22 protein-coding genes are annotated in these 26,848 nt (G+C 61.0%); 15 read left to right on the plus strand and 7 right to left on the minus strand.

Annotation, left to right across the window (positions count from 1 at the left end):
• Positions 1-4: 4 nt before the first annotated feature.
• The 6 genes from ACI77H_RS25105 to ACI77H_RS25130 all read left to right on the plus strand — a co-directional run bounded on the left by ACI77H_RS25105 (position 5) and on the right by ACI77H_RS25130 (position 7,776).
• Positions 5-754 carry a FadR/GntR family transcriptional regulator gene (locus ACI77H_RS25105; protein WP_407014322.1) on the plus strand — a complete coding sequence of 250 codons (750 nt, stop codon included), beginning with the start codon at positions 5-7 and terminating at the stop codon, positions 752-754.
• Between the two features lie 373 nt (positions 755-1,127).
• The gene (kdgD, locus tag ACI77H_RS25110; RefSeq protein WP_407014323.1) at positions 1,128-2,039 is read left to right on the plus strand and encodes a 5-dehydro-4-deoxyglucarate dehydratase; all 912 of its coding nucleotides are present in this window, start codon (positions 1,128-1,130) and stop codon (positions 2,037-2,039) included.
• 61 nt (positions 2,040-2,100) lie between these two features.
• Positions 2,101-3,546: an aldehyde dehydrogenase family protein gene (locus tag ACI77H_RS25115; RefSeq protein WP_407014324.1), complete on the plus strand. Its 1,446-nt coding sequence runs from the start codon at positions 2,101-2,103 to the stop codon at positions 3,544-3,546.
• A 77-nt stretch (positions 3,547-3,623) separates the two neighbouring features.
• Positions 3,624-5,084, plus strand: a complete 1,461-nt coding sequence (locus ACI77H_RS25120) for an MFS transporter (protein ID WP_407014533.1) — start codon at positions 3,624-3,626, stop codon at positions 5,082-5,084.
• An 11-nt stretch (positions 5,085-5,095) separates the two neighbouring features.
• Entirely contained in the window at positions 5,096-6,649 is a 1,554-nt protein-coding gene (gene garD / locus ACI77H_RS25125) for a galactarate dehydratase (RefSeq protein WP_407014325.1), read from the plus strand.
• Positions 6,650-6,834: 185 nt separating this feature from the next.
• The gene (locus ACI77H_RS25130) at positions 6,835-7,776 is read left to right on the plus strand and encodes an AEC family transporter (RefSeq protein ID WP_407014326.1); all 942 of its coding nucleotides are present in this window, start codon (positions 6,835-6,837) and stop codon (positions 7,774-7,776) included.
• 157 nt (positions 7,777-7,933) lie between these two features.
• On the opposite strand, the gene ACI77H_RS25135 is transcribed toward ACI77H_RS25130, so the two are convergent.
• The 6 genes from ACI77H_RS25135 to gatC form a co-directional block, all read right to left on the minus strand.
• Positions 7,934-8,314 (minus strand): carboxymuconolactone decarboxylase family protein, encoded by a 381-nt coding sequence (locus tag ACI77H_RS25135; RefSeq protein ID WP_109627965.1) that lies wholly within the window; start codon positions 8,312-8,314, stop codon positions 7,934-7,936.
• Positions 8,311-9,372, minus strand: a complete 1,062-nt coding sequence (locus ACI77H_RS25140; RefSeq protein WP_407014534.1) for a calcium/sodium antiporter — start codon at positions 9,370-9,372, stop codon at positions 8,311-8,313. The genes ACI77H_RS25135 and ACI77H_RS25140 overlap by 4 nt, the downstream gene beginning before the upstream one ends.
• A 46-nt stretch (positions 9,373-9,418) precedes the next feature.
• On the minus strand, positions 9,419-9,793 hold the full coding sequence (locus ACI77H_RS25145; RefSeq protein WP_407014327.1) for a septal ring lytic transglycosylase RlpA family protein: 375 nt from the start codon (positions 9,791-9,793) through the stop codon (positions 9,419-9,421).
• Positions 9,794-9,942: 149 nt separating this feature from the next.
• Positions 9,943-11,388, minus strand: a complete 1,446-nt coding sequence (gatB, locus tag ACI77H_RS25150) for an Asp-tRNA(Asn)/Glu-tRNA(Gln) amidotransferase subunit GatB (protein ID WP_407014328.1) — start codon at positions 11,386-11,388, stop codon at positions 9,943-9,945.
• A 10-nt stretch (positions 11,389-11,398) separates the two neighbouring features.
• The gene (gene gatA / locus ACI77H_RS25155) at positions 11,399-12,850 is read right to left on the minus strand and encodes an Asp-tRNA(Asn)/Glu-tRNA(Gln) amidotransferase subunit GatA (RefSeq protein ID WP_407014329.1); all 1,452 of its coding nucleotides are present in this window, start codon (positions 12,848-12,850) and stop codon (positions 11,399-11,401) included.
• Positions 12,851-12,866: 16 nt separating this feature from the next.
• Entirely contained in the window at positions 12,867-13,154 is a 288-nt protein-coding gene (gene gatC / locus ACI77H_RS25160; RefSeq protein ID WP_007901429.1) for an Asp-tRNA(Asn)/Glu-tRNA(Gln) amidotransferase subunit GatC, read from the minus strand.
• A gap of 214 nt (positions 13,155-13,368) precedes the next feature.
• Here gatC and mreB point away from each other — a divergent pair, with 214 nt between their 5' ends.
• From mreB to tldD, 8 genes are all read left to right on the plus strand, one after another.
• Positions 13,369-14,406, plus strand: a complete 1,038-nt coding sequence (gene mreB, locus ACI77H_RS25165) for a rod shape-determining protein MreB (protein WP_002555108.1) — start codon at positions 13,369-13,371, stop codon at positions 14,404-14,406.
• Between the two features lie 140 nt (positions 14,407-14,546).
• Positions 14,547-15,704 (plus strand): rod shape-determining protein MreC, encoded by a 1,158-nt coding sequence (gene mreC / locus ACI77H_RS25170; RefSeq protein ID WP_407014535.1) that lies wholly within the window; start codon positions 14,547-14,549, stop codon positions 15,702-15,704.
• On the plus strand, positions 15,704-16,195 hold the full coding sequence (mreD, locus tag ACI77H_RS25175; protein WP_084318098.1) for a rod shape-determining protein MreD: 492 nt from the start codon (positions 15,704-15,706) through the stop codon (positions 16,193-16,195). Before mreC ends, mreD begins: the two co-directional genes overlap by 1 nt.
• A 44-nt stretch (positions 16,196-16,239) precedes the next feature.
• Positions 16,240-16,836 (plus strand): Maf family protein, encoded by a 597-nt coding sequence (locus ACI77H_RS25180; RefSeq protein ID WP_407014330.1) that lies wholly within the window; start codon positions 16,240-16,242, stop codon positions 16,834-16,836.
• Positions 16,837-16,893: 57 nt separating this feature from the next.
• Positions 16,894-18,351 (plus strand): ribonuclease G, encoded by a 1,458-nt coding sequence (gene rng, locus ACI77H_RS25185; protein ID WP_008008603.1) that lies wholly within the window; start codon positions 16,894-16,896, stop codon positions 18,349-18,351.
• A gap of 75 nt (positions 18,352-18,426) precedes the next feature.
• Positions 18,427-22,230, plus strand: coding sequence for a YhdP family protein (locus ACI77H_RS25190; RefSeq protein ID WP_407014331.1), 3,804 nt, complete (start codon positions 18,427-18,429; stop codon positions 22,228-22,230).
• Positions 22,231-22,300: 70 nt separating this feature from the next.
• Positions 22,301-23,149 (plus strand): carbon-nitrogen hydrolase family protein, encoded by an 849-nt coding sequence (locus tag ACI77H_RS25195; RefSeq protein WP_407014332.1) that lies wholly within the window; start codon positions 22,301-22,303, stop codon positions 23,147-23,149.
• Positions 23,150-23,167: 18 nt separating this feature from the next.
• The gene (tldD, locus tag ACI77H_RS25200; RefSeq protein ID WP_407014333.1) at positions 23,168-24,610 is read left to right on the plus strand and encodes a metalloprotease TldD; all 1,443 of its coding nucleotides are present in this window, start codon (positions 23,168-23,170) and stop codon (positions 24,608-24,610) included.
• Positions 24,611-24,658: 48 nt separating this feature from the next.
• Here tldD and yjgA read toward each other — a convergent pair whose 3' ends face one another.
• Positions 24,659-25,183, minus strand: a complete 525-nt coding sequence (gene yjgA, locus ACI77H_RS25205; RefSeq protein ID WP_007901505.1) for a ribosome biogenesis factor YjgA — start codon at positions 25,181-25,183, stop codon at positions 24,659-24,661.
• 108 nt (positions 25,184-25,291) lie between these two features.
• Here yjgA and pmbA point away from each other — a divergent pair, with 108 nt between their 5' ends.
• Positions 25,292-26,638: a metalloprotease PmbA gene (gene pmbA, locus ACI77H_RS25210; protein WP_407014334.1), complete on the plus strand. Its 1,347-nt coding sequence runs from the start codon at positions 25,292-25,294 to the stop codon at positions 26,636-26,638.
• Positions 26,639-26,848 lie beyond the last annotated feature (210 nt).

The following is a 26,848-nucleotide window of genomic DNA, read 5'->3' on the forward strand; positions in this document are numbered from 1 at the left end:
CACCATGGAAAACCCGATCGACGCCCCACGCCTCCCTCGCAAGCGCCGCAGCCTCGCACAGGAATTGGTGACGGTGCTCTCCGAGCAGATCCGCGACGGTCACCTCAAACGCGGCGACAAATTGCCCACCGAGTCGGCGATCATGGATGCCCATGGCGTCAGCCGCACTGTGGTGCGCGAGGCGATTTCCCGTTTGCAGGCAGCCGGGCAGGTGGAAACCCGCCACGGCATCGGCACCTTTGTGCTTGATACCCCAAGCCCGAGTGGTTTCCGTATCGACCCGGCGACGGTGGTGACGCTACGTGATGTGCTGGCGATTCTGGAGCTGCGCATCAGCCTCGAAGTGGAATCTGCCGGTCTCGCCGCACAACGCCGCAGCGCCGAACAGTTGGCCCTGATGCGCGCCGCGCTGGACGCCTTGAACGAAAGCGCGTCCCACGCCAGCGATGCCGTGGCCTCTGACTTCCAGTTTCACCTGCAGATCGCACTGTCGACCGGCAACCGCTATTTCACCGACATCATGACCCACCTGGGCACCAGCATCATTCCGCGTACGCGTCTGAACTCGGCGCGCCTGGCCCATGACGACCAGCAGCACTACATGGGTCGCCTGAGCCGTGAGCACGAAGAAATCTACGATGCGATCGCACGCCAGGATTCCGATGCTGCGCGAGCGGCGATGCGCTTGCACCTGACGAACAGCCGCGAGCGGTTGCGCCATGCGCATGAAGAGGCTGAGGCGCAGCGGGGGTAGGTTTTCCCCGGTTAAGATCTTTATTTCCTGACAGGTCGCCTTCGCGAGCAGGCTCGCTCCCACATTTGATCGTGTTCGTACGCAAATCCAATGTGGGAGCGAGCCTGCTCGCGAAGGGGCCGACCGCCCTCTCGCAAAACTTCAATACGTCGCCTCTCCTCCGACAACATACCACCGCTGCCAAACAGGCTCTGCGGCAGCATTTTCCTGCCTGAACACCTGCCTTCCACCTCATTCCCCAAATGAAATTTACGTCCTGGCGATGAAATGCAGTTGACGGTTGTTTTTTAAGTTGTACGATGACATACAACTTCGGCGCAGGCTGAACGGTTTTCTCACACAAACAAACGTTGCTACCCAGGGTGTTCGAATAATGAATCCACAAGAACTGAAGTCCATCCTCTCTTCCGGTCTGTTGTCTTTCCCGGTTACCGATTTCAATGCTCAGGGCGACTTCAATCGCGCGGGCTACATCAAGCGTCTCGAATGGCTGGCCCCATACGGCGCCTCGGCTCTGTTCGCCGCAGGCGGCACCGGTGAGTTCTTCTCTCTGGCGGCCAGCGAATATTCGGAAATCATCAAGACCGCCGTCGACACCTGCGAAACCAGCGTGCCAATCCTGGCTGGCGTTGGCGGTTCGACCCGTCAAGCCATCGAATACGCACAGGAAGCCGAGCGTCTGGGCGCCAAAGGCCTGTTGCTGCTGCCGCACTACCTGACCGAAGCCAGTCAGGACGGCGTTGCCGCCCACGTTGAAGCGGTATGCAAATCGGTGAAGATCGGCGTGGTGGTTTACAACCGTAACGTCTGCCGCCTGACCGCGCCGCTGCTGGAACGCCTGGCCGAGCGCTGCCCGAACCTGATCGGCTACAAGGATGGCCTGGGCGATATCGAGTTGATGGTGTCGATCCGTCGTCGCCTCGGCGATCGCTTCAGCTACCTGGGCGGTTTGCCGACCGCCGAAGTCTACGCCGCTGCTTACAAGGCGTTGGGCGTGCCGGTTTACTCCTCGGCGGTGTTCAACTTCATCCCGAAAACCGCGATGGATTTCTACCACGCCATCGCCCGCGAAGATCACGTCACCGTCGGCAAGATCATCGACGACTTCTTCCTGCCGTACCTGGACATCCGTAACCGCAAAGCCGGTTACGCGGTGAGCATCGTCAAGGCGGGTGCGAAAATTGCCGGCTATGACGCAGGTCCTGTGCGTGCGCCGCTGACCGAACTGACCGGCGAAGAGTACGAAATGCTCGCCGCGCTGATCGACAAGCAAGGTGCGCAGTAACACACCCGATTAAACAAGGCCGCTGAGCAATCAGCGGCCTTTTGCGTGAGGAGATTTCTAAATGGCAAATGCAAAGCGTTTTGATAACTACATCAACGGTGAGTGGGTTGTGGGCAGTGATTACTGCGCCAACATCAACCCGTCCGAACTGACCGACACCATCGGTGAATACGCCAAGGCTGATCTGGCCCAGGTCCACGCCGCCATCGACGCCGCTCGCGCCGCGTTCCCGGCCTGGTCCACTTCGGGCATTCAGGCGCGTCACGACTCGCTGGATAAAGTCGGTACTGAAATCCTCGCTCGCCGCGAAGAGCTCGGCACCTTGCTGGCCCGTGAAGAAGGCAAGACCCTGCCTGAAGCCATCGGCGAAGTGACTCGCGCCGGTAACATCTTCAAGTTCTTCGCCGGTGAAACCCTGCGTCTGTCCGGCGACTACTTGCCGTCGGTACGTCCGGGCGTCAACGTCGAAGTGACGCGCGAAGCCTTGGGTGTGGTTGGCCTGATCACCCCGTGGAACTTCCCGATTGCCATCCCTGCGTGGAAAATCGCCCCGGCCCTTGCCTATGGCAACTGCGTGGTGCTGAAACCGGCGGATCTGGTCCCGGGTTGCGCCTGGGCGCTGGCCGAAATCATCTCCCGCGCGCGCTTCCCGGCTGGCGTGTTCAACCTGGTGATGGGCAGCGGTCGTGTAGTTGGCGATGCGCTGGTGCAGAGCCCGAAAGTCGATGGCATCAGCTTTACCGGTTCCGTCGGTGTCGGTCGTCAGATCGCGGTCAGCTGCGTCTCGCGTCAGGCCAAGGTTCAGTTGGAAATGGGTGGCAAGAACCCGCAGATCATTCTCGACGACGCCGACCTCAAGCAAGCGGTCGAGCTGTCGGTACAGAGCGCGTTCTACTCCACCGGCCAGCGTTGCACCGCTTCGAGCCGCTTCATCGTCACTGCCGGGATTCACGACAAATTCGTCGAAGCCATGGCCGAGCGCATGAAGTCGATCAAGGTCGGCCACGCGCTGAAAACCGGCACCGACATCGGTCCGGTGGTTTCGCAAGCTCAGCTTGAACAGGACATGAAGTACATCGACATCGGCCAGTCCGAAGGTGCACGTCTGGTCAGCGGCGGCGGTCTGGTGACTTGCGACACCGAAGGCTACTACCTCGCGCCGACGCTGTTTGCCGACAGCGAAGCGGCGATGCGCATCAGCCGCGAAGAGATCTTCGGCCCGGTGGCCAACATCGTTCGCGTGGCGGATTACGACGCGGCACTGGCCATGGCCAACGACACCGAATTCGGTCTGTCGGCGGGCATCGCCACCACATCGCTGAAGTACGCCAACCACTTCAAGCGCCACTCCCAGGCCGGGATGGTGATGGTCAACCTGCCGACGGCTGGCGTGGATTACCACGTTCCGTTTGGTGGCCGTAAAGGCTCATCCTATGGATCGCGCGAGCAGGGTCGCTATGCGCAAGAGTTCTACACCGTGGTGAAAACCTCCTACATCGGCTCCTGATTCACCGCCGTACCTGTGGGAGCTGGCTTGCCAGCGATAGCATCACCGCGAAGTGACTGACACTGCGCGGTGCCTGCATCTCGGGCAAGCCCGGCTCCCACAGGAAGTCAGCGCCTACAAAACATCGTTATGACCCGCATAAAAATAATCAGTGGGAGTACATCTACATGCAATCGACTCAGAAGCCGACTCACGTCCGCTATTTGATCCTGCTCATGCTGTTTCTGGTGACCACGATCAACTACGCGGACCGGGCGACTATCGCCATCGCCGGCTCCAGCCTGCAAAAAGACCTCGGCATCGACGCGGTCACCCTCGGTTATATCTTCTCTGCATTCGGTTGGGCCTACGTGGCCGGGCAAATTCCCGGTGGCTGGCTGCTCGACCGTTTCGGCTCGAAAAAAATCTATGCGCTGAGCATCTTCACCTGGTCGCTGTTCACTGTGCTGCAGGGCTATGTCGGCGAGTTCGGCATGTCCACGGCAGTGGTTGCGCTGTTCATGTTGCGCTTCCTGGTGGGCCTGGCCGAAGCGCCGTCTTTCCCCGGTAACGCGCGCATCGTCGCGGCCTGGTTCCCGACCGCTGAACGCGGCACCGCTTCGGCGATCTTCAACTCGGCGCAATACTTCGCCACCGTGTTGTTCGCGCCGCTGATGGGTTGGATTGTCTACAGCTTCGGCTGGCAGCACGTGTTCATTGTGATGGGCGTGATCGGCGTCATTTTCTCGGGCATTTGGCTGAAGGTGATCTATAGCCCGCGCCAGCACCCGATGATCAACGACGCGGAGTTCAAGCACATCGCCGACAACGGCGGCATGGTCGATATGGATCAGGACAAAGGCAAAGGCAAGAAGGTCGACGGTCCGAAGTGGGACTACATCCGCCAGTTGCTGACCAACCGCATGATGCTCGGCGTGTACCTCGGCCAGTACTGCATCAACGGCATCACCTACTTCTTCCTGACCTGGTTCCCGGTGTACCTGGTGCAAGAACGCGGCATGACCATCCTCAAGGCCGGTTTCATCGCCTCGTTGCCGGCGATCTGCGGCTTCATCGGTGGTGTGCTCGGCGGGGTGATTTCCGATTACCTGCTGCGCAAGGGCCATTCCCTGACCTTCGCCCGCAAGGCGCCGATCATCGCCGGTTTGCTGGTCTCCAGCAGCATCGTGGCCTGCAACTATGTGGATGTTGAGTGGATGGTCGTCGGCTTCATGGCCCTGGCTTTCTTCGGCAAAGGCGTGGGGGCGTTGGGTTGGGCTGTGGTGTCGGACACCTCGCCGAAACAGATCGCCGGGCTCAGCGGTGGCCTGTTCAACACCTTCGGCAACATCGCGTCGATTACCACGCCGATCGTGATTGGCTACATCATCAGCTCCACCGGTTCGTTCAAATGGGCGCTGGTGTTTGTTGGTTGCAACGCACTGGTCGCAGTGTTCAGCTACCTGGTGATTGTTGGCCCGATCAAGCGTGTGGTGCTCAAAGAGCCGCCGGTCAACGGCCCTGAAACACACAACAAATTGTCACAAGCGCATTCCTGAGGAGCGGCGTCATGCAGTTGATTGAACATTCCGATTCGCCGCGCTACATCCGCCTGCACGAGCGGGACAACGTCGTGATCGTGGTCAACGATCAGGGCGTTCCGGCCGGCACCGAGTTCCCCGATGGCCTGGTTACCGTGGACTTCGTGCCGCAGAGCCACAAGGTCACCCTCGAGGACATTCCCGAGGGCGGTCAGGTGATTCGTTACGGCCAGACCATTGGCTACGCGTTGCAGCCGATTCCACGGGGCAGTTGGGTCAAGGAAGATCAACTGCGCATGCCCACCGCGCCACCGCTGGACAGCTTGCCACTGTCCACCGAAGTGCCGGCCGCGCAGGCACCGCTGGACGGCTACACGTTCGAGGGGTATCGCAACGCAGACGGCACCGTCGGCACGCGCAACATTCTCGGGATCACCACCACGGTGCAGTGCGTCACTGGCGTTCTGGATCATGCAGTCAAGCGCATCAAGGATGAGTTGCTACCGCTTTATCCGCACGTCGATGACGTGATCGCGCTGACCCACAGCTACGGCTGCGGCGTGGCGATCACCGCCACCGACGCGTACATCCCGATTCGCACCGTGCGCAACCTGGCGCGCAACCCGAACCTGGGCGGCGAAGCGCTGGTGATCAGTCTGGGCTGCGAGAAATTGCAGGCCGGGCAGGTGATGCACGACAACGACAGCTCGGTGGATTTGAGCGAGCCGTGGTTGTACCGCTTGCAGGATTCGAGTCACGGTTTCAGCGAGATGATCGAGCAGATCATGGCGCTGGCCGAGACTCGTTTGAAGAAGCTCGATCAACGTCGCCGGGAAACCGTGCCGGCGTCCGAGCTGATCCTCGGCATGCAGTGCGGCGGCAGCGATGCGTTCTCCGGTATCACCGCCAACCCGGCGCTGGGTTACGCCTCTGACCTGTTGCTGCGCGCCGGTGCGACGGTAATGTTTTCCGAAGTCACCGAAGTGCGCGACGCGATTTACCTGTTGACCTCTCGTGCCGAAACCGAGGAAGTCGCTCAGGAACTGGTACGGGAAATGGACTGGTACGACCGTTACCTGGCCAAGGGCGAAGCGGATCGCAGCGCCAACACCACGCCAGGCAACAAGAAGGGCGGGCTGTCGAACATTGTCGAGAAGTCCTTGGGCTCGATCGTCAAATCCGGCAGCAGCGCGATCAACGGCGTGCTGGGCCCTGGCGAGCGGTTCAAGCGCAAAGGGCTGATTTTTTGCGCGACTCCGGCCAGTGATTTTGTCTGTGGGACGCTGCAGTTGGCGGCCGGGATGAACTTGCACGTGTTCACCACCGGGCGCGGTACGCCGTATGGTTTGGCGATGGCGCCGGTGGTGAAGGTGTCGACCCGGACCGAACTGGCGCAGCGCTGGCCGGACCTGATCGACATCGATGCCGGGCGGATCGCGACCGGGCGCGCTTCCATCGAAGATCTCGGCTGGGAGTTGTTTCACTACTATCTGGACGTGGCCAGCGGCAAGAAACAGACGTGGGCCGAGCGGCACAGGCTGCATAACGACATCACGTTGTTCAACCCGGCGCCGATCACGTAATACCGAGTCGCCTGCTTCGCGAGCAAGCCCGCTCCCACATTGACCGGTGTCGAACGCAAAATTTGTGTACCCCGACAAGCCAATGTGGGAGCGGGCTTGCTCGCGAAGGAGGTCTACCAGACGCCAAAGGACTGGGTGGCTTATCATAAGCCCCCTAACGACGCCCACCCAAGGTGACCCCCGGCATGCTGGCTATCTTCCTCGAAACCCTGAACATCACCGCGCCGGTGTTTGCCATGCTGTTTCTGGGTGTGCTGCTCAAACGCATCGACTGGATCAACGACAATTTCATCCACACCGCGTCGGCTCTGGTGTTCAACGTCACCATGCCGGCGTTGCTGTTTCTGGGCATCCTTCATGCGGACCTGCACGCCGCACTGCAACCGGCGCTGCTGATCTATTTCTCGATGGCGACGCTGGTGTGCTTCGCCATCGCCTGGGGTTGGGCGATCTGGAAGTGTCCGCGTGAAGACCGCGGGATCTACACCCAGGGTGCGTTTCGCGGCAACAACGGGGTGATCGGCCTCGCACTGGCAGCGAGCATGTACGGCGATTACGGGATTTCCCTCGGGGCGATTCTCGCGGCACTGGTGATCCTGTTTTACAACACGCTCTCGACCATTGTGCTGGCGGTGTACAGCCCGGTGATCAAGTCCGACCCGTGGAGTATCTGCAAAAGCGTGATGATCAACCCGTTGATCATCAGCGTGTTTGCGGCGGCGCCGTTTGCGTATTTCAAGATCGGTTTGCCGGGCTGGCTGGAGACGTCCGGTCAGTATCTGGCGCAAACCACGTTGCCGTTGGCATTGATCTGCATCGGCGGCACGCTGTCGCTGGCGGCGATGCGCAAAAGCGGCAACATGGCGCTCAGTTCCAGCCTGGTGAAGATGATCGGCCTGCCGGTGCTGGCGACGCTGGGTGCGTGGCTCTGGGGCTTTCGCGGCGCGGAGCTGGGGATTCTGTTCCTGTACTTCGGCAGCCCTACTGCTGCGGCCAGTTTTGTCATGGCGCGTCAGGCCAACGGTAATCATGAACTGGCGGCGGCGATTATTGTGATCACCACGTTGATGGCGGCGGTGACCACCAACATCGGGATCTTTTTGTTGCAGTGGGGTGGGTGGATCTAGCTTTACGATTTGCAGTGATCCTAAGGGCCTCATCGCGGGCAAGCCCGCTCCCACAGTGATCTTCAGTGTTCACACAATTAGTGCAGCAAAGAAGATCCCCTGTGGGAGCGGGCTGGCCCGCGATAGCGATTTCAATGTCACTGCAAAAGCCAGACTGTTACTCGGGCTTCTGATAGGTATCAATCACTTCCTGCGCCGCCCGAAACGCATCGATCGCCGCCGGCACGCCCGCATACACCGCGCAATGCAGCAGTGCCTCGCGAATCTCTTCCACCGTGCACCCGTTGTTCAGCGCGCCGCGCACGTGACCTTTCAATTCCTGCGGGCACTTCAGCGCGGTCAGCGCGGCAAGGGTGATCAGGCTGCGGGTTTTCAGCGGCAACCCTTCGCGATTCCACACGCTGCCCCAGGCGTGTTCGTTGACGAAATCCTGCAGCGGCTGGGTGAACTCGGTGGCATTGCCCAAGGCGCGATCGACGAAAGCATCGCCCATCACTTGGCGGCGGACTTCAACGCCGGGTTTTTTATTGTCGGTCATGGCAATTCCTTCTTGTGGTGTTGGCGACGCCAGGCGCGCAGCGACGTGAACAGCAAAAACGCCACCAGCGCCGGCAGGACGAAAAACAGCATCAGGTGTTCAAGTTTGCCGGCCAGCGGCATGCCGGTGGTGAACGACACCACGTGCAGACCGTAAGCCAGGTACAAACCCAAAAACAGCAGACCTTCGGCGCGGGTCACCCGGTAGCCGGAATAAAACACCGGCAGGCACAGCGCCGCGACGCCGAGCATCACCGGCAAGTCGAAATCCAGCGCGTTGGGCGAGACCGACAACGGCGACGGCGCGATCAGTGCGGTAACGCCCAGCACGCCCAAGAGATTGAACAGGTTGCTGCCGATCACGTTGCCGACGGCGATGTCGCGCTGACCCCGCAATGCCGCGATCAACGACGTCGCCAGTTCCGGTAACGAGGTACTGACGGCGACGATGGTCAGGCCGATGATCCGTTCCGACAGCCCCAGGTCCGTGGCGACCGACACTGCTGCACCCAACAGCAAATGCCCGGCGTAGATCAGCATCGCCAGGCCGGCGACGATCAGCAGCAGGCTGCTGGTCCACGGCACTTGCGGGCCTTCGTGGAGTGGCGATTGTGGGCGCGCCGAATGCCGCGACTGGCGCAGCAACAAGCCCAGATACAGCGCCAGCGCCATCAGCAGCATCACGCCATCGGCCCGAGTCAGTTCTTCATTCCACGCCAGAACGAACACCAGCAGGCTGGCGCCGATCATCAGCGGAATGTCCAGGCGCACCAGTTGCCGCGAGACCCGCAACGGGATGATCAGTGCCGAGAGCCCGAGGGTGACGAGAATGTTGAAGATGCTGCTGCCGATCACGCTGCCGACGGCGATGTCGGCGTTCTGCGCCAGCGTGGCTTGCAGGCTGACGGCCATTTGCGGAGCGCTGCTGCCGAGGGCGACGATGGTCAGGCCGATGATCAGCGGTCGCACATGCAGTCGCGCGGCCAGGCGTACGGCGGCGCGCACCATCAGCTCGGCACCGGCGATCAGCAGCAACAGGCCGCTGATCAGCTCAATCAGGCTGAGCAGGGGGATGTCGGCTAGTCCGTAAATGGTCGGGGCTCCATCAATCGTCGAGGGCTTGTACGCGAACCCGCGCGGTGCCGCTGCTGACCATGCCCAGCCGCGAGGCGGCTTCACGGGACAGGTCGATCAGGCGCCCACGGGTATGCGGGCCGCGATCGTTGATGCGCACCACGCAGGATTTATCGTTGTTCAAATTGGTGACCTTCACCCGTGTGCCAAAGGGTAACTGGCGATGGGCGGCGGTCAGGGCGTTCTGGTTGAACGGCTCGCCACTGGCGGTCCGTTTGCCGTGGTGCTTGGCGCCGTAATAGGAGGCCATGCCGGTCTGGTCGTAGCCGTGAGGGTCGATCATTTCATTGCTGGCGCAACCGGCGAGCAAAGAGAGCAGGGCGCAGGCGCCGAGTAGACGCTTCATAAAAGGAATCCACAAAACAAATGTGGGAACGGGCTTGCTCGCGAAAGCGCTGTGCCAGTCGACATATGTATCGACTGATACGACGCTTTCGCGAGCAAGCCCGCTCCCACAGGGGTTAGAGCCAGGCTTGAGAACTGGCTCCATGGCAATCAGCCTTCGAGCTTGCTTTTCAGCAGTTCGTTGACCTGTTGCGGGTTGGCCTTGCCTTTGGAGGCTTTCATGGCCTGGCCGACGAAGAAGCCGAACATCTTGCCGCGTTTGGCTTCGTCTGCCGCGCGGTATTGCTCGACCTGCTCGGCGTTGGCCGCAAGCATTTCGTCCAGCACCGCCGAGATGGCGCCGCTGTCGGTCACTTGCTTGAGGCCGCGCTTGTCGATGATCTCGTCCGCGCTGCCTTCGCCGTTGGCCATCGCTTCAAACACCACCTTGGCGATTTTGCCGGAGATGGTGTTGTCGGTGATGCGCAGCAACATGCCGCCCAGTTGCTCGGCCGAAACCGGTGACTGCTCGATGTCCAGGCCTTGTTTGTTCAACAGGCTGCCCAGTTCAACCATGACCCAGTTGGCCGCCAGTTTGGCGTCGCCGCCGATGCTCGCGACTTTCTCGAAGTAATCGGCTTGCTCGCGGCTGGTGGCCAGGACGCTGGCGTCGTAGACCGACAGACCGAACTGCGCCTGGAAACGCTCGCGTTTCTGCGGTGGCAATTCTGGCAGGGTGGCGCGCACGTCATTGAGGAACGAGTCCTCGATCACCACCGGCAGCAGGTCCGGATCGGGGAAGTAACGGTAGTCGTTGGCTTCCTCTTTGCTGCGCATCGGACGGGTTTCGTCCTTGTTCGGATCGTACAGGCGCGTTTGCTGGATCACCTTGCCGCCGTCTTCGATCAGCTCGATCTGACGCTGCACTTCGCTGTTGATCGCCTTCTCGATGAAGCGGAACGAGTTGACGTTCTTGATCTCGCAGCGGGTGCCGAATTCAACCTGGCCTTTCGGACGGATCGACACGTTGCAGTCGCAACGCAGAGAGCCTTCGGCCATGTTGCCGTCGCAGATGCCCAGGTAACGCACCAGCGCGTGGACAGTCTTGACGTAGGCCACGGCTTCCTTGGCGCTGCGCATGTCCGGCTCGGAAACGATTTCCAGCAGCGGCGTGCCGGCACGGTTCAGGTCGATGCCGGTGGCACCGTTGAACTCCTCGTGCAGACTTTTACCGGCGTCTTCTTCCAGGTGCGCACGGGTCACGCCGACACGTTTGATCGTGCCGTCTTCCATGGCGATGTCCAGGTGGCCCTTGCCAACGATCGGCAATTCCATCTGGCTGATCTGGTAGCCCTTGGGCAGGTCCGGGTAGAAATAGTTTTTACGGGCGAACACGTTGTGCTGGCCGATTTCGGCATCGATAGCGAGACCGAACATCACCGCCATGCGCACCGCTTCCTGGTTCAGCACCGGCAGTACGCCGGGCATGCCCAGGTCTACGAGGCTGGCCTGGGTGTTCGGCTCGGAACCGAACGTGGTGGAGCTACCGGAAAAGATTTTCGACCGGGTGGTGAGCTGGGTATGAATCTCCAGCCCGATCACGACTTCCCATTGCATGTGTTTCTCCTCAGAAGCCGGTTGGGGTGCGGGTGTGCCAGTCAGTGTTCAACTGATACTGATGGGCCACGTTCAACAGGCGACCTTCCTGGAAATACGGGGCGAGCAATTGCACGCCGACCGGCAGACCGTCGACAAAACCGGCTGGCATGGACAAGCCCGGCAGACCCGCGAGGTTGGCGGTGATGGTGTAGATATCTTCCAGGTACTCGGCGATCGGATCGTTTTTGTTGGCACCAATCTTCCAGGCCGGGTTCGGCGTGGTTGGGCCGAGGATGATGTCGACTTCAGTGAAAGCGGCCATGAAGTCGTTCTTCACCAAACGACGGATCTTCTGCGCCTTCAGGTAGTAGGCGTCGTAGTAACCGGCCGACAGCGCGTAGGCACCGACCATGATCCGGCGCTGCACTTCCGGGCCAAAACCTTCGCCACGGGAACGTTTGTACAGGTCTTCCAGGTTCTTCGGATCGGCGCAGCGGTGGCCGAAACGCACGCCGTCGAAACGCGACAGGTTGGAAGAGGCTTCTGCCGGAGCGATCACGTAGTACGCAGGAATCGCGTGCTGCATGTTCGGCAGGCTGATTTCCTTGATCACGGCACCGAGCTTTTCCAGCTCCGTGACGCTGTTGTGGATCAGCTCGGCGATACGCGGGTCGAGACCAGCGCTGAAGTATTCCTTCGGCACGCCGATGCGCAGGCCTTTCAGCGAGTCGTTGAGGCTGGCGCTGTAATCCGGCACGGGCTCGTCGATGCTGGTGGAGTCATTGCTGTCGAAACCGGCCATGCCTTGCAACAGGATCGCGCAGTCTTCGGCCGTGCGCGCCAGTGGGCCGCCCTGATCGAGGCTGGACGCATAAGCGATCATGCCCCAGCGCGAAACGCGACCGTACGTCGGTTTCAGACCGGTCAGGTTGGTGAACGCTGCGGGCTGGCGAATCGAACCGCCGGTATCGGTGGCGGTGGCCGCCGGTAGCAGACGAGCCGCCACGGCCGCAGCCGAACCACCAGACGAACCGCCCGGCACGTGTTCCAGGTTCCACGGGTTTTTCACCGCGCCATAGTAGCTCGACTCGTTGGCCGACCCCATGGCGAATTCGTCCATGTTGGTCTTGCCCAGCGTCACCGCGCCGGCAGCGGCCAGTTTGGCGACCACGGTGGCGTCGTACGGTGCCTTGAAGTTGTCGAGCATCTTCGAGCCGCAGCTGGTGCGGATGCCTTGGGTGCAGAACAGGTCTTTGTGGGCGATCGGCGCGCCGAGCAGGGCGCCGCTCTCACCATTGGCCCGGCGTGCGTCAGCGGCTTTCGCCTGCTGGAGCGCCAGGTCTTCGGTGAGGCTGATGAAGCTGTTGAGCTGAGGATCGAGCTGGGCGATGCGCGCCAGCAGGACTTTGGTCAACTCTTCGGAAGAAAATTTTTTATCGGCGAGACCGCGGGCGATCTCGGCCAGAGTCAATTGATGCATTGCAGGCTCTTTCCCTTTAGTCGATGACTTTCGGAACCAGGTACAGGCCGTTTTCGACCGCTGGTGCGATGGACTGATAGGCCTCGCGATGATTGGTCTCGGTCACGACGTCTGCACGCAGGCGCTGGCTGGCTTCCAGTGGGTGGGCGAGCGGCTCGATACCGTCGGTATTGACCGCCTGCATTTCGTCGACCAGCCCGAGAATGCTGTTAAGGGCCGAAGTGATGTGTGGAAGATCGGCATCATTAAGGCCAAGGCAGGCCAGATGAGCGATTTTTTCCACGTCGGAGCGTTCAAGCGCCATGGGATTCTCCAGTGGAAGGAAAACAGAACGGAGGCTATCCGTGTGTTAGATTGTCGGAACACTACCGCATTTCTACGGTCATAAGGCCGCGATTGTGGGGGTTGGTGCACAGAAAAGCGGCCAATTTAACATATTGGCGCCTTGCCCAAAATCCCTGTCGTTGTTAGAGTTTGCCGCACTTTTTTACCCACGCGTTGCCTAGGGTCCCTTTCCCATGTTCAAGAAACTGCGTGGCATGTTTTCCAGCGATCTTTCCATTGACCTGGGCACTGCCAACACCCTTATTTACGTGCGCGAGCGCGGAATCGTCCTGAATGAGCCATCGGTTGTGGCTATTCGGACACACGGTAACCAGAAAAGTGTCGTTGCTGTCGGCACCGAGGCCAAGCGCATGCTCGGTCGTACGCCGGGCAACATTGCGGCCATTCGTCCGATGAAGGATGGCGTCATTGCCGACTTCAGCGTCTGCGAAAAGATGCTGCAGTACTTCATCAACAAGGTTCACGAAAACAGCTTCCTGCAGCCTAGCCCTCGTGTGCTGATCTGCGTTCCGTGCAAATCCACTCAGGTTGAGCGTCGTGCCATCCGTGAATCGGCCCTTGGTGCCGGTGCACGTGAAGTGTTCCTGATCGAAGAGCCAATGGCTGCTGCGATCGGTGCCGGCCTGCCGGTTGAAGAAGCACGCGGTTCGATGGTCGTCGATATCGGTGGTGGTACCACTGAAATCGCGCTGATCTCCCTGAACGGTGTGGTTTACGCCGAATCCGTGCGGGTTGGCGGCGACCGCTTCGACGAAGCGATCATCACCTACGTGCGTCGCAATTACGGCAGCCTGATCGGCGAATCCACCGCCGAGCGCATCAAACAGGAAATCGGTACCGCCTACCCTGGCGGCGAAGTTCGCGAAGTCGACGTTCGTGGCCGCAACCTGGCCGAAGGCGTTCCACGCGCATTCACCCTGAACTCCAATGAAGTGCTGGAAGCTCTGCAAGAGTCCCTGGCCACCATCGTTCAGGCAGTGAAAAGTGCACTGGAGCAATCGCCTCCGGAGCTGGCTTCCGATATCGCCGAGCGTGGCCTGGTACTGACCGGTGGTGGCGCCTTGCTGCGTGACCTCGACAAGTTGCTGGCCCAGGAAACCGGTCTGCCGGTGATCGTTGCCGAAGACCCGCTGACCTGTGTTGCTCGCGGCGGTGGCCGTGCATTGGAAATGATGGATAAACACACCATGGACCTGCTTTCCAGCGAATAAGTCGCCGGATCGCTTCTATGCTGTTGAGCGCGCAGGCGGCACTTTGCAGTGCTGCCTGTTTGCGTTTACCTTCTGTCAGTCTGTATCCAGGCCGGTCTGCCGTATGAATAAACAAAACATTTGCCTGGGAGGAGCGGCTTATTAAACCGCTTTTCACCAAAGGGCCTTCACTGGGCGTGCGCTTGTTGGTGCTGGTCGTGCTATCGGTCGCGCTGATGGTGGTCGATGCCCGCTTCACACTGCTCAAGCCAGTGCGTAGCCAGATGTCGCTGGTGCTGATGCAGTCTTACTGGATCACCGACCTGCCGCAGCGGCTATGGCAAGGCGTGGCCAGCCAATTTGGCAGCCGTACCGAGCTGGTCGCCGAAAACGAAAAACTCAAGACCGAAAACCTGCTGCTGCAGGGTCGCATGCAAAAGCTTGCCGCCCTCACCGAGCAGAACGTTCGGCTGCGCGAGTTGCTCAATTCCTCTGCGCTGGTCAACGAGAAGGTCGAAGTGGCCGAGTTGATCGGCATGGACCCAAACCCCTTCACTCATCGCATCATCATCAATAAAGGTGAGCGCGACGGTGTGGTCCTCGGTCAGCCGGTGCTCGATGCCCGCGGCCTGATGGGCCAAGTGGTCGAGTTGATGCCGTATACCTCCCGTGTACTGTTGCTCACCGACACTACCCACAGCATCCCGGTGCAAGTGAACCGTAACGGTCTGCGGGCGATTGCCAGCGGCACCGGCAACCCGGAGCGTCTGGAACTGCGTCACGTGGCCGACACGGCGGATATCAAGGAAGGCGATTTGCTGGTCAGCTCCGGTCTCGGCCAGCGATTCCCGGCAGGTTACCCAGTGGCGACGGTCAAGGAAGTGATTCACGATTCCGGCCAGCCGTTTGCCATTGTCCGCGCCGTGCCGACCGCTGCCTTGAACCGTAGCCGTTACCTGTTGCTGGTGTTCAGCGATACCCGTACGCCGGAAGAGCGTGCAAACGATGCCGCCCAGGCCCAGGAAAACCTCGATGCGCAAGGCGGCGGTCCAATCATTCCAGCCACCGTGCCGAAACCTGCTGCCGTGATCGCGCCTGCCGCTGCTGCCCCCGCCGTTCCAGCGACGGCACCTGCCGCTGCGACCCCGGCCAAACCTGCTGCCACAACCCCGGCTAAACCAGCGGCCGCACACCCAGCCGCCGCCAAGCCGCCCGCGACTGTACCCGCCGCCAAACCACCGGCGACGCAACCCGCTGTCGTGAAGCCTGCTGCCAAACCGCCTGTCTCTGCACCGGCTACCACTGGGGGAAGAGAATAATGGTCGGTGCTACCGCATCCCGAAACGACTGGATGGTCTGGCTGACATTCGCCATCGGCATGTTGCTCAGCGTTTCGCCGCTGCCGCAATTCATGGAAATCCTCCGCCCGCTATGGCTCGCCTTGCTGCTTGCGTTCTGGGCGTTGGCCTTGCCGCAGAAAGTCGGCATGGTCACTGCGTGGTGCCTGGGCCTGGCTGAAGATGTGCTCTACGGCACGTTGCTGGGCCAGAACGCGCTGATCCTGACGCTCATCACATTCCTGGTGCTGTCGCTGCAGCAGCGGCTGCGGATGTTCCCGATGTGGCAACAGAGTCTGGTGATCCTGGTGATCTTCGGCCTCGCGCAGCTCGTTCAACTGTGGCTCAGCGCCCTGACCGGCAACCGTCAACCAACGCTGGCGCTGGTCTTGCCGGCACTGGTCAGCGCATTGCTCTGGCCGTGGATCAGCTTCGGTTTGCGCGGTCTGCGTCGACGTTACAAAATCAACTGATTCGGTCAGGCATTTGCCCACACCACGACAAGGGAGATGTCTTGATGAAACAACTATTCCTCGCCTCAGGCTCGCCGCGTCGGCGTGAACTGCTCACGCAGATCGGCGTGCCGTTCTCCGCCATCAGCGCGGACATCGACGAAACCCCTTTGAATAATGAATCGCCGTCGGCCTATGTCGAGCGCCTCGCGCGCGGCAAGGCTGAAGCCGGACGCGGCACGGTCGTGTCCGACGCAGCATTTTGCGTGCTGGGCGCCGATACCGCCGTGGTGCTCAACGGGAAAATTCTTGGCAAACCGGTGGACGAAGCCGACGCGTGCGCCATGCTTATGATGTTGGCAGGGCAAGAGCATGAAGTGCTGACTGCCATTGCCATGCTTGACGGTGAGCGTTGCGAATCGCGTGTTGTACGCAGCCTGGTGCGTTTTCGCCCCATCGGCCGCGATGAAGCGGCGGCCTACTGGGCCAGCGGCGAACCGCAGGACAAGGCCGGCGGCTATGGCATTCAAGGACTGGGCGCGGTGTTTGTCGCCGGTCTCACTGGCAGCTACTCGGCGGTGGTCGGACTGCCGCTGTGCGAAACCGCTGAGCTGCTTGGCCATTTCGGCATACCCTGTTGGCAAACCCTTAACGCGCGCTGAGCGTCGTACTGACAAGATGCGGCCATTATCGTGAACATGCCTGAACGAGACCCTGCCATGAGTGAAGAGATCCTGATCAACATCACGCCGATGGAATCGCGCGTGGCGGTGGTTGAAAACGGTGTCCTGCAAGAGGTCCACGTCGAACGCACGCAAAAGCGCGGGATCGTCGGCAACATCTACAAAGGTAAAGTCGTGCGGGTGTTGCCGGGCATGCAGGCGGCCTTCGTCGACATCGGCCTGGACCGCGCCGCGTTCATTCATGCCTCGGAAATTTCCCTGCGCGAAGGGCCTGCGGTCGAAAGCATCAGCGCGCTGGTCCATGAAGGCCAAAGCCTGGTAGTCCAAGTCACCAAGGACCCGATCGGCTCCAAAGGCGCACGCCTGACCACACAACTGTCGATTCCTTCGCGTTATCTGGTGTACATGCCGCGTACCGCGCATGTCGGCATTTCGCTGAAAATCGAAGACGAAGCCGAGCGCGAGCGCCTCAAGCAAGTGGTCACCGATTGCGTGGCCAAAGAAGGCATCAAGGAAGCCGGTGGCTTCATCCTGCGTACTGCCGCCGAAGGCGCCGGGGCCGATGAAATCCTCATGGACATCCGTTACCTGCGCCGGCTCTGGGACCAGATCAACGAGCAGATCAAAACCATCAGCGCACCAAGCGTAATCTACGAAGACCTTGGCCTGGCACTGCGCACCTTGCGCGACCTGGTCAGCCCGAAGATCGAGAAGATCCGCATCGACTCCCGGGAAACCTTTCAGAAAACCACGCAGTTCGTTGCCGAACTGATGCCGGAAATCGCGGATCGCCTGGAGCATTATCCGGGCGAGCGGCCGATCTTCGACCTGTACGGCGTCGAAGACGAAATCCAGAAAGCCCTTGAACGCAAAGTGCCGCTGAAGTCTGGCGGTTATCTGGTGGTGGACCCGGCGGAAGCCATGAGCACCATCGACGTCAACACCGGGGCGTTCGTCGGTCATCGCAATCTCGAAGAAACCATCTTCAAGACCAACCTCGAAGCCGCGACCGCCATCGCTCGCCAGCTGCGTCTGCGCAACCTGGGCGGGATCATCATCATCGACTTCATCGACATGGAAGACGAAGAGCACCAACGTCAGGTGCTGCGCACGCTGGAGAAGCAACTGGAGCGCGACCACGCCAAGACCAACATTATCGGCATCACCGAGTTGGGCCTGGTGCAGATGACCCGCAAGCGCACCCGTGAAAGTCTCGAACAAGTGCTGTGTGAACCGTGCAGCAGTTGCCAGGGGCGCGGCAAGCTGAAGACGCCGGAAACGGTTTGCTACGAAATTTTCCGCGAAATCCTCCGCGAGGCTCGCGCCTATCAAGCGGAAGGCTATCGTGTATTGGCGAATCAGAAAGTCGTCGACCGTTTGCTTGATGAGGAATCGGGCAACGTCGCCGAGCTGGAAGGTTTTATCGGACGCACCATTCGGTTCCAGGTGGAAACCATGTATTCCCAGGAACAATACGACGTGGTGCTGCTCTGAATCGCTGTATTTGCACCCGACTAGAACAGCTGGCCTCAGCTTTTTGCAGTATTTTTGCCATGGGAGCCAACTGACATGGACCGTCTGACACGCATTTTGGCCGCACTGACCCGCTGGGGTCTGGGCCTGTGCGCGTTGGCTTTGGTGCTGATGGCGCTTTACGTCAGTCTCGGTCGCGAGCTGACGCCGCTGGTGGCCGAGTACCGCGCCGAAGTCGAAACCAAAGCCAGCGCAGCCCTCGGCATGCCGCTGCATATCGGTGAGCTGGAAGGTAACTGGAGCGGCTTCGCACCCATTTTGCTGGCTCACGACGTGATGGTCGGCGAGGGCGCCAATGCCCTGCGTCTGGATCAGGTACGCGCGGTGCCGGACCTCTGGGCCAGCCTGCTGGCCCGCGAAGTGCGCATCGCTCATCTGGAGCTCAACGGTCTGAAGATCAGCCTCAAGGAAGGCGAGGACGGTCGTTGGGCGCTGGAAGGGTTGCCGGTGCAGCAGGATCAGCCGCTGGACCCGGAACAACTGCTCAATCGCATGCAGATGGTCCAGCAGTTGTCGGTGCTCGACAGTCAGGTGACCTTGCAACCCCTGGATCACCCGCCGCTGACCTTGACTTACGTTGGCCTGAATCTGAGAACCGGCGTTTCCCGGCAGCGACTCGACGCGCGGCTGACCCTGCCCGATGGCCAGCCGGTCGCCATGAGTGTGCGCACCCGCATTCGCGCCAGCCAGTGGCAGGACGGTGCCGCAGATGCGTACCTGAGCCTGCCGCAGAGCGACTGGTCGAAATGGCTGCCCGAACGCGTGACCCGACAGTGGAACTTCTCCGAGTTCAAGGCCGGCGGCGAACTCTGGGTCAACTGGGATAAAGGTGCTCTGCAAAGCGCCGCCATCCGCTTCAACGCGCCGCAGGTCAAGGGCGCTTACGCCGAGCGCAAGCCGATCCAGATCAACAATCTGGCACTGAACGGCTACTTCCAGCGCGGCTCCGAAGGCCTCCTGGTGACCCTGGATTCGTTGGCGATGAACTTTGGCGAAACCCGTTGGGAATCGCACCTGCAACTCAAACAGAGCCTGGCCACCGACAAGGCCGAAGAGCTCTGGCATCTGCAAGCCGACCGTCTCGACCTCACCCCGCTGACCCCGCTGCTGAATGCCCTGGGACCATTGCCCGAAGGTGTTGCCACCGCCGTCGAGCGGCTCAAAGTGACCGGTAGCTTACGCAACGTGCTGATGGACTTCCGGCCCAACGTCACCGACGACAGCAAGGTCAGCTTCGCCGCGAACCTCGACCAGGTCGGCTTCGACGCCTATCACGGCGCCCCGGCAGCGCGGAATGTCAGCGGCAGCATCAGTGGTGACCTCGGCCATGGCGAGTTGCGCATGGACAGCAAGGATTTTTCCCTGCACCTGGACCCGATTTTCGCCAAGCCATGGCAATACATTCAGGCCAACGCCCGGCTGACCTGGAAGCTCGACAAAGAAGGATTCACCTTGATCGCGCCGTACCTGAAGGTGCTGGGCGAGGAGGGCAAGATCGCCGGCGATTTCCTGATCCGCCTGCATTTCGATCACAGCCAGGAAGACTACATGGACCTGCGGGTCGGCCTGGTGGAGGGCGATGGCAAGTACACCGCCAAGTATCTGCCGGAAGTGCTCAGCCCTGCACTCGACGAATGGTTGCGTACGGCGATTCTGAAAGGCGCGGTGGACCAGGGCTTCTTCCAGTATCAAGGCTCGCTGAACCATGGCGCCGCTGACACCGCCCGCAGCATCAGCCTGTTCTTCAAGGTGCACGATGCCGAGCTGGCGTTCCAGCCCGGTTGGCCGCATGTGAGCAAGGTCTCTGGCGACGTGTTCATCGAAGACAGTGGCGTGCGGATTCTGGCCAGCAAAGGCCAGTTGCTTAACACGCAGGTCAGCGATATCTACGTCAATATTCCCCACGTGCCTGCCGGGCAAACCACCCACCTGTTCCTCGACGGCGCGTTCGCCGGCGGGTTGGGCGATGGCGTGACGATCCTGCAGGAAGCGCCGATCGGCACCGCCGCGACCTTCGCTGGATGGGAAGGCGAGGGCGATCTGCAAGGCAAATTGAAACTGGATATTCCGCTGGACAAAGGCGAGCAGCCGAAGATTCTCGTCGACTTCAAGACCGCCAAGGCGCGTTTGAAGTTGGCCGAGCCACCGCTGGAGCTGACTCAGCTCAAAGGCGATTTCCGTTTCGACAGCGCCAAAGGTTTGAGCGGCCAGAACATCACGGCGCGGGCCTTTGACAAACCGGTCAGCGCACAAATTTTCGCCGATGGCGGTCCGGGCAATATCAAGACGCGCGTCACCGCTTCCGGCCAGGTCGAGGTCAAGAAACTGACCGATTGGCTGAGCGTCACGCAGCCGCTGCCGGTGTCCGGCCTGATCCCCTATCAGCTGCAACTGAACCTGGATGGCGCAGACAGCCAATTGATGGTCAATTCCAGCCTCAAAGGCGTGGCTGTCGACTTGCCGGCACCGTTCGGCATGACGGCCGACGTCGGGCGCGACACGATGTTCCGCATGACCCTGCAAGGGCAGGAACGGCGTTACTGGGTCAAGTACGGCGAATTGGCGAGCTTCACGTTTGCAGCACCGCCGGGCAACTTTGCCGACGGTCGCGGCGAACTGTTCCTCGGAGGCGGCGAAGCCGTGTTACCCGGGGCCAAAGGCCTGCGGGTGCGCGGGGTGCTGTCGGAGCTGGATGTCGGCCCTTGGAAGGATCTGGTCGACAAGTATGCCGGTCAGGATCCGGGCGGCAGCGCCAAGCAGTTGCTCAGCAGTGCGGATTTCAAGGTTGGCAAGCTCAGCGGCATCGGTACCACGCTGGATCAGGCCTCGCTGCAGTTGAACCGCAAGCCGACCGCATGGGCCTTGCAGCTAGACAGCCAGCAGGTCAAGGGCACCGCCGTTATCCCCGATGCGAAAGCCGCGCCGATTGCGATCAATCTGCAATACGTGCGTTTGCCGGCACCGGATCCGACGGTTCTGGCTGATGAAAATTCGCTGGATCCTTTGGCCTCTGTGGACCCGACCACGATCCCGGCACTGGATATCACCATCAATCAACTGTTCCAGGGGCAGGATCTGGTGGGGGGCTGGTCGCTGAAAGTGCGTCCGACCGCCAAGGGCATTGCGCTCAATGCCTTGGATTTGGGGCTCAAGGGCATTTCGTTGCAGGGCAGTGGCGGCTGGGAAGGTGTGCCCGGTTCCTCCTCCAGTTGGTACAAGGGCCGAATCAGCGGCAAGAACCTTGCTGACGTGTTGAAAGGCTGGGGCTTTGCGCCGAGTGTCACTAGCGAAGAGTTTCATATGGACGTCGACGGCCGCTGGCCCGGCTCCCCGGCCTGGCTGGCCACCAAGCGTTTTTCCGGGACGCTGGATGCGTCGTTGAATAAAGGCCAGTTCGTTGAAGTCGAGGGTGGCGCTCAGGCGTTGCGGGTGTTTGGCCTGCTCAACTTCAACTCCATCGGCCGGCGCTTGCGGCTGGATTTCTCCGATCTGTTTGGCAAAGGCTTGAGTTACGACCGGGTCAAAGGCCTGTTGGTCGCGACCAATGGGGTTTACGTGACCCGCGAGCCGATCCTGATGACCGGCCCGTCGAGCAACATCGAGCTCAATGGCACGCTGGATCTGGTGGGTGATCAGGTCGATGCGAAACTGCTGGTGACCTTGCCGGTCACCAACAACCTGCCGATTGCCGCGCTGATCGTCGGCGCACCGGCCATCGGCGGGGCATTGTTCCTGATCGACAAGCTGATCGGTGACCGCGTGGCACGTTTTGCCAGCGTGAAGTACACCGTTAAAGGTCCGTGGAAAGAGCCGAAAATCACTTTCGACAAACCTTTTTGACACGCTTTTTCCGAACCCACGTTCCAAGCCTATGGAGTAGCATGGACGCCTGTCTATTCAGGAGCGCGCCATGTCTGTAGCGGTGATTCAAATGGTCAGCCAGAGCGACGTGCTGGACAATCTGGCCCAGGCCCGGCGCCTGCTTGAGCAGGCGGCAAACGGTGGCGCGACACTGGCCGTACTGCCGGAAAACTTCGCCGCCATGGGCCGACGCGACATCGCCGACATCGGTCGCGCCGAGGCGTTGGGCGAAGGTCCGATCCTGCCATGGTTGAAACAGACCGCCCGCGACCTCAAGTTATGGATAGTGGCCGGCACATTGCCGTTGCCGCCGCTGGATCAGCCGACGGCGAAAGTGCATGCCTGCTCACTGCTGGTCAATGACCAGGGCGAGACGGTGGCACGCTACGACAAACTGCACTTGTTCGACGTGGACGTGGCGGACAATCGCGGGCGTTACCGGGAGTCTGATGACTATGCTTATGGCAGTGGCGTGGTGGTCGCGGACACGCCTGTCGGTCGAGTCGGCCTGACAGTGTGCTACGACCTGCGCTTCCCGGAGCTGTACAGCGAATTGCGCGCTGCCGGTGCGCAGTTGATTACCGCGCCGTCAGCCTTTACCGCGGTGACCGGCGCGGCGCATTGGGATGTGCTGATTCGTGCGCGGGCCATCGAGACCCAGTGTTATGTGCTCGCGGCTGCCCAGGGTGGAACGCATCCGGGGCCGCGAGAAACGTATGGCCATGCCGCGATTGTCGATCCATGGGGGCGTGTGCTGGCGCAACAGGATCAAGGCGAGGCCGTGCTGCTGGCCGAACGCGATAGCAGCGAACAGGCGTCCATCAGGGCGCGGATGCCGGTGTCCAGTCACCGGCGCTTTTTCTCGCAGGGCGCCCGGCGACCTGCCTCAGAACGATGAATTTAAGGCGTAAAGCATATGAGCGAGTTGTTGTCCTCAGTCAGTGAACACCTCCTGGCGCCCGGCGGCGTAACGATCGAGAGCCTGCAAGGTGTGCTCGGCGATTTGGCCGGCCCGGGTATCGATGCCGCCGACCTGTATTTCCAGGGGCAGATTTCCGAGTCCTGGGCGCTGGAAGACGGCATCGTCAAGGAAGGCAGTTTCAACCTTGACCAGGGCGTTGGCGTGCGCGCGCAATCGGGTGAGAAAACCGGTTTTGCCTACAGCAATGCCATCACCCTCGAAGCCCTCGGCGCTGCGGCCCGCGCGGCGCGTTCGATCTCCCGCGCCGGGCAGAACGGCACGGTGCAGGCGTTCACCACTCAGGATGTCGCCCAGCTGTACGGGCCGGATAACCCGCTGGAAGTGCTGAGCCGTGCCGAGAAGGTCGAATTGCTCAAGCGTATCGACGTCGCCACTCGCGCCCTCGACCCGCGTATCCAGCAAGTGACCGTGAGCATGGCCGGCGTTTGGGAACGCATTCTTGTCGCTTCGACCGACGGCAGCCTGGCGGCGGACGTGCGGCCGCTGGTGCGTTTCAATGTCAGCGTGATCGTCGAGCAGAACGGTCGCCGCGAGCGCGGTGGTCATGGCGGTGGCGGTCGGACCGATTACCGGTATTTCCTCGCCGAAGACCGTGCCATGGGCTACGCCCGTGAGGCGCTGCGTCAGGCGCTGGTCAACCTTGAAGCGATTCCGGCGCCGGCCGGTACGTTGCCGGTGGTATTGGGTTCGGGCTGGTCCGGGGTACTGCTGCACGAAGCGGTCGGCCACGGTCTGGAAGGCGATTTCAACCGCAAGGGCAGCTCGGCTTACAGCGGTCGCATGGGCGAGATGGTTGCGTCCAAGCTCTGCACCATCGTCGATGACGGCACGCTGGCTGGCCGTCGCGGTTCGCTGAGTGTCGACGATGAAGGCACGCCGACGGAATGCACCACGCTGATCGAAAACGGCGTACTCAAGGGCTACATGCAGGACAAGCTCAACGCGCGCCTGATGGGCGTGGCCCGCACCGGCAACGGTCGTCGCGAATCCTACGCGCACCTGCCGATGCCACGCATGACCAACACTTACATGCTGGCCGGCGAAAGCGATCCGGCGGAAATCATCGCCTCGGTGAAGCGCGGCATCTACTGCGCCAACCTCGGCGGCGGGCAGGTGGACATCACCAGCGGCAAATTCGTGTTCTCCACCAGCGAAGCGTATTTGATCGAAGACGGCAAGATTACCGCCCCGGTCAAAGGCGCGACGTTGATCGGCAACGGCCCGGAAGCCATGAGCAAGGTCTCGATGGTCGGTAACGATCTGGCGCTGGACAGTGGTGTGGGGACGTGCGGCAAGGATGGGCAGTCGGTGCCGGTGGGTGTCGGCCAGCCAACGCTGAAAATCGATGCGATCACTGTGGGTGGCACAGGATCGTAAGGGATGGAGCTTCGGGTGAGTTGCGAGGCAACTCACCCGATTCGGGACTTAACGCAGACCGCGTTGAGTCTCGTCCAGCTCACGGATGTACTTGAAAATTTTACGGCTCGATGCCGGTGGCTTGTTGGTCGCCAGTTCGTGCTGGGCCTGACGGATCAGGGAGCGCAACTGCTGACGATCAGCCTCCGGGTAGTCGAGCACGAACTTCTCCAGGACTGCATCGTCGCCCGCGATCAAGCGATCGCGCCAGCGTTCAAGGCCATGGAAACGTTCGTTGTACTGCCGGGTGGAGGCATCGAGTTGATCGAGCAAAGTCAGAATGGCGTCAGTGTCCTGATCGCGCATCAGTTTGCCGATGAACATGAGGTGCCGTTTACGCGCGATATTCGCGGTGTGCTTGGGCGCATCGGCCAGAGCCCGGCGCATAGCGTCGGTCAATGGCAGTTTTGCCAGCAAGTCAGGCTTGAGCGTTGTAAGGCGCTCGCCGAGGTCAACCAGAGCGTGCAGCTCGCGTTTAACCTGGGATTTGCTTTTTTCTCCCGTATCGAGGGAGTCGTCGTAAGAATCAACCATGGTGGCCGTCCGCAAAGAAACGCCGCCATGATAACCAGTCGGGGGCCGCTTGTCCGGCCCGGTCGCTCGAAGGCCCTAGCCGAAAGCAGAATTTGAGTGGAGAACAGCATGAGTGCAGTTGAAAGCGTCGGCCCACAAGCGTTGCCGGCACTGCAAGAACAAGTCGAGCAGATCATCGCTGAAGCCAAGCACCAGGGCGCCAGTGCCTGTGAGGTGGCGGTGTCCCTGGAGCAGGGCCTGTCCACATCGGTGCGTCAGCGCGAGGTCGAAACCGTCGAATTCAACCGCGATCAGGGCTTTGGCATCACCTTGTACGTCGGACAGCGCAAGGGCTCGGCCAGCACCTCGGCCAGCGGTCCTGAAGCGATTCGTGAAACCGTCGCTGCGGCGCTGGCCATCGCCAAGCACACCTCCGAAGACGAAGCGTCGGGCCTGGCGGACGCCGCGCTGATGGCCAAGGATCTGCAGGATTTCGACTTGTTCCACCAATGGGACATCACGCCGGAGCAAGCCATCGAGATGGCCCTGAGCTGTGAGGCCGCGGCATTTGCCGCTGACAGTCGGATCAAGAATGCCGATGGCACCACCCTCAGCACGCATCAGGGCTGCCGCGTCTACGGCAACAGCCACGGTTTTATCGGCGGTTATGCATCGACTCGTCACAGCCTGAGCTGCGTCATGATCGCCGAAGCCGATGGCCAGATGCAGCGCGATTACTGGTACGACGTGAGTCGCCAGGGCAGCTTGCTGGCCGACCCGGCGAGCATTGGCCAGCGTGCTGCGCAACGGGCGGCGAGCCGTCTGGGCGCGCGTCCGGTGCCGACCTGTGAAGTGCCGGTGCTGTTTTCCGCTGAGCTGGCGGGTGGCTTGTTCGGCAGTTTCCTCTCGGCGATTTCCGGCGGCAATCTGTATCGCAAATCGTCGTTCCTTGAAGGCACGCTCGGTCAGAAGCTGTTCCCGGAATGGCTGACCATCGATGAACGCCCGCACTTGATGCGCGCCATGGGCAGTTCGGCGTTCGATGGCGATGGTCTGGCGACCTACGCCAAACCGTTCGTCGAAAAAGGTGAGCTGGTGTCCTACATCCTCGGCACCTATTCCGGTCGCAAACTCGGCATGCCGAGCACGGCCAACGCCGGCGGCGTACACAACCTGTTCGTCACCCATGGCGATGAAGATCAAGCGGCCTTGCTCCGCCGTATGGGGCGTGGCTTGCTGGTCACCGAGCTGATGGGCCAGGGCCTGAATATGGTCACGGGCGATTACTCCCGTGGCGCGGCGGGTTACTGGGTCGAGAACGGCGAAATCCAGTTTGCGGTCCAGGAAGTGACCATCGCCGGCAACATGCGCGACATGTTCAAGCAGATCGTTGCGGTGGGTAATGACCTGGAATTGCGCAGCAACATTCGCACCGGTTCGGTGTTGATTGAGCGGATGACGGTGGCGGGTAGCTGACCCTCTGACCGTTACACAAAAGGCGCGCCACCCAACGGGTGGCGCGCCTTTTTTATGCCTGTACAACACACCTGTAGGAGCCGGCATGCTGGCGATTGCGGTCAATCAGTCGACAGCGATGCTGAATGCCAGATCGCGATCGCCAGCAAGCTGGCTCCTACAAGGGAGCGTACTTGGTCTCTTGTTTTGGTTCTCATTATCATATAATAA

This window comes from Pseudomonas sp. O230 (assembly GCF_045447035.1).
Taxonomy (GTDB): Bacteria; Pseudomonadota; Gammaproteobacteria; order Pseudomonadales; family Pseudomonadaceae; genus Aquipseudomonas.

What these genes read in the sequence shown, in the direction of transcription:
- ACI77H_RS25105 (WP_407014322.1), top strand. Translation starts at nt 5, where the DNA reads ATGGAAAACCCGATCGACGCCCCACGCCTCCCTCGCAAGCGCCGCAGC.
- kdgD (WP_407014323.1), top strand. Translation starts at nt 1,128, where the DNA reads ATGAATCCACAAGAACTGAAGTCCATCCTCTCTTCCGGTCTGTTGTCT.
- ACI77H_RS25115 (WP_407014324.1), top strand. Translation starts at nt 2,101, where the DNA reads ATGGCAAATGCAAAGCGTTTTGATAACTACATCAACGGTGAGTGGGTT.
- garD (WP_407014325.1), top strand. Translation starts at nt 5,096, where the DNA reads ATGCAGTTGATTGAACATTCCGATTCGCCGCGCTACATCCGCCTGCAC.
- ACI77H_RS25130 (WP_407014326.1), top strand. Translation starts at nt 6,835, where the DNA reads ATGCTGGCTATCTTCCTCGAAACCCTGAACATCACCGCGCCGGTGTTT.
- ACI77H_RS25135 (WP_109627965.1), bottom strand. Translation starts at nt 8,314, where the DNA reads ATGACCGACAATAAAAAACCCGGCGTTGAAGTCCGCCGCCAAGTGATG.
- ACI77H_RS25145 (WP_407014327.1), bottom strand. Translation starts at nt 9,793, where the DNA reads ATGAAGCGTCTACTCGGCGCCTGCGCCCTGCTCTCTTTGCTCGCCGGT.
- gatB (WP_407014328.1), bottom strand. Translation starts at nt 11,388, where the DNA reads ATGCAATGGGAAGTCGTGATCGGGCTGGAGATTCATACCCAGCTCACC.
- gatA (WP_407014329.1), bottom strand. Translation starts at nt 12,850, where the DNA reads ATGCATCAATTGACTCTGGCCGAGATCGCCCGCGGTCTCGCCGATAAA.
- gatC (WP_007901429.1), bottom strand. Translation starts at nt 13,154, where the DNA reads ATGGCGCTTGAACGCTCCGACGTGGAAAAAATCGCTCATCTGGCCTGC.
- mreB (WP_002555108.1), top strand. Translation starts at nt 13,369, where the DNA reads ATGTTCAAGAAACTGCGTGGCATGTTTTCCAGCGATCTTTCCATTGAC.
- mreD (WP_084318098.1), top strand. Translation starts at nt 15,704, where the DNA reads ATGGTCGGTGCTACCGCATCCCGAAACGACTGGATGGTCTGGCTGACA.
- ACI77H_RS25180 (WP_407014330.1), top strand. Translation starts at nt 16,240, where the DNA reads ATGAAACAACTATTCCTCGCCTCAGGCTCGCCGCGTCGGCGTGAACTG.
- rng (WP_008008603.1), top strand. Translation starts at nt 16,894, where the DNA reads ATGAGTGAAGAGATCCTGATCAACATCACGCCGATGGAATCGCGCGTG.
- ACI77H_RS25190 (WP_407014331.1), top strand. Translation starts at nt 18,427, where the DNA reads ATGGACCGTCTGACACGCATTTTGGCCGCACTGACCCGCTGGGGTCTG.
- ACI77H_RS25195 (WP_407014332.1), top strand. Translation starts at nt 22,301, where the DNA reads ATGTCTGTAGCGGTGATTCAAATGGTCAGCCAGAGCGACGTGCTGGAC.
- tldD (WP_407014333.1), top strand. Translation starts at nt 23,168, where the DNA reads ATGAGCGAGTTGTTGTCCTCAGTCAGTGAACACCTCCTGGCGCCCGGC.
- yjgA (WP_007901505.1), bottom strand. Translation starts at nt 25,183, where the DNA reads ATGGTTGATTCTTACGACGACTCCCTCGATACGGGAGAAAAAAGCAAA.
- pmbA (WP_407014334.1), top strand. Translation starts at nt 25,292, where the DNA reads ATGAGTGCAGTTGAAAGCGTCGGCCCACAAGCGTTGCCGGCACTGCAA.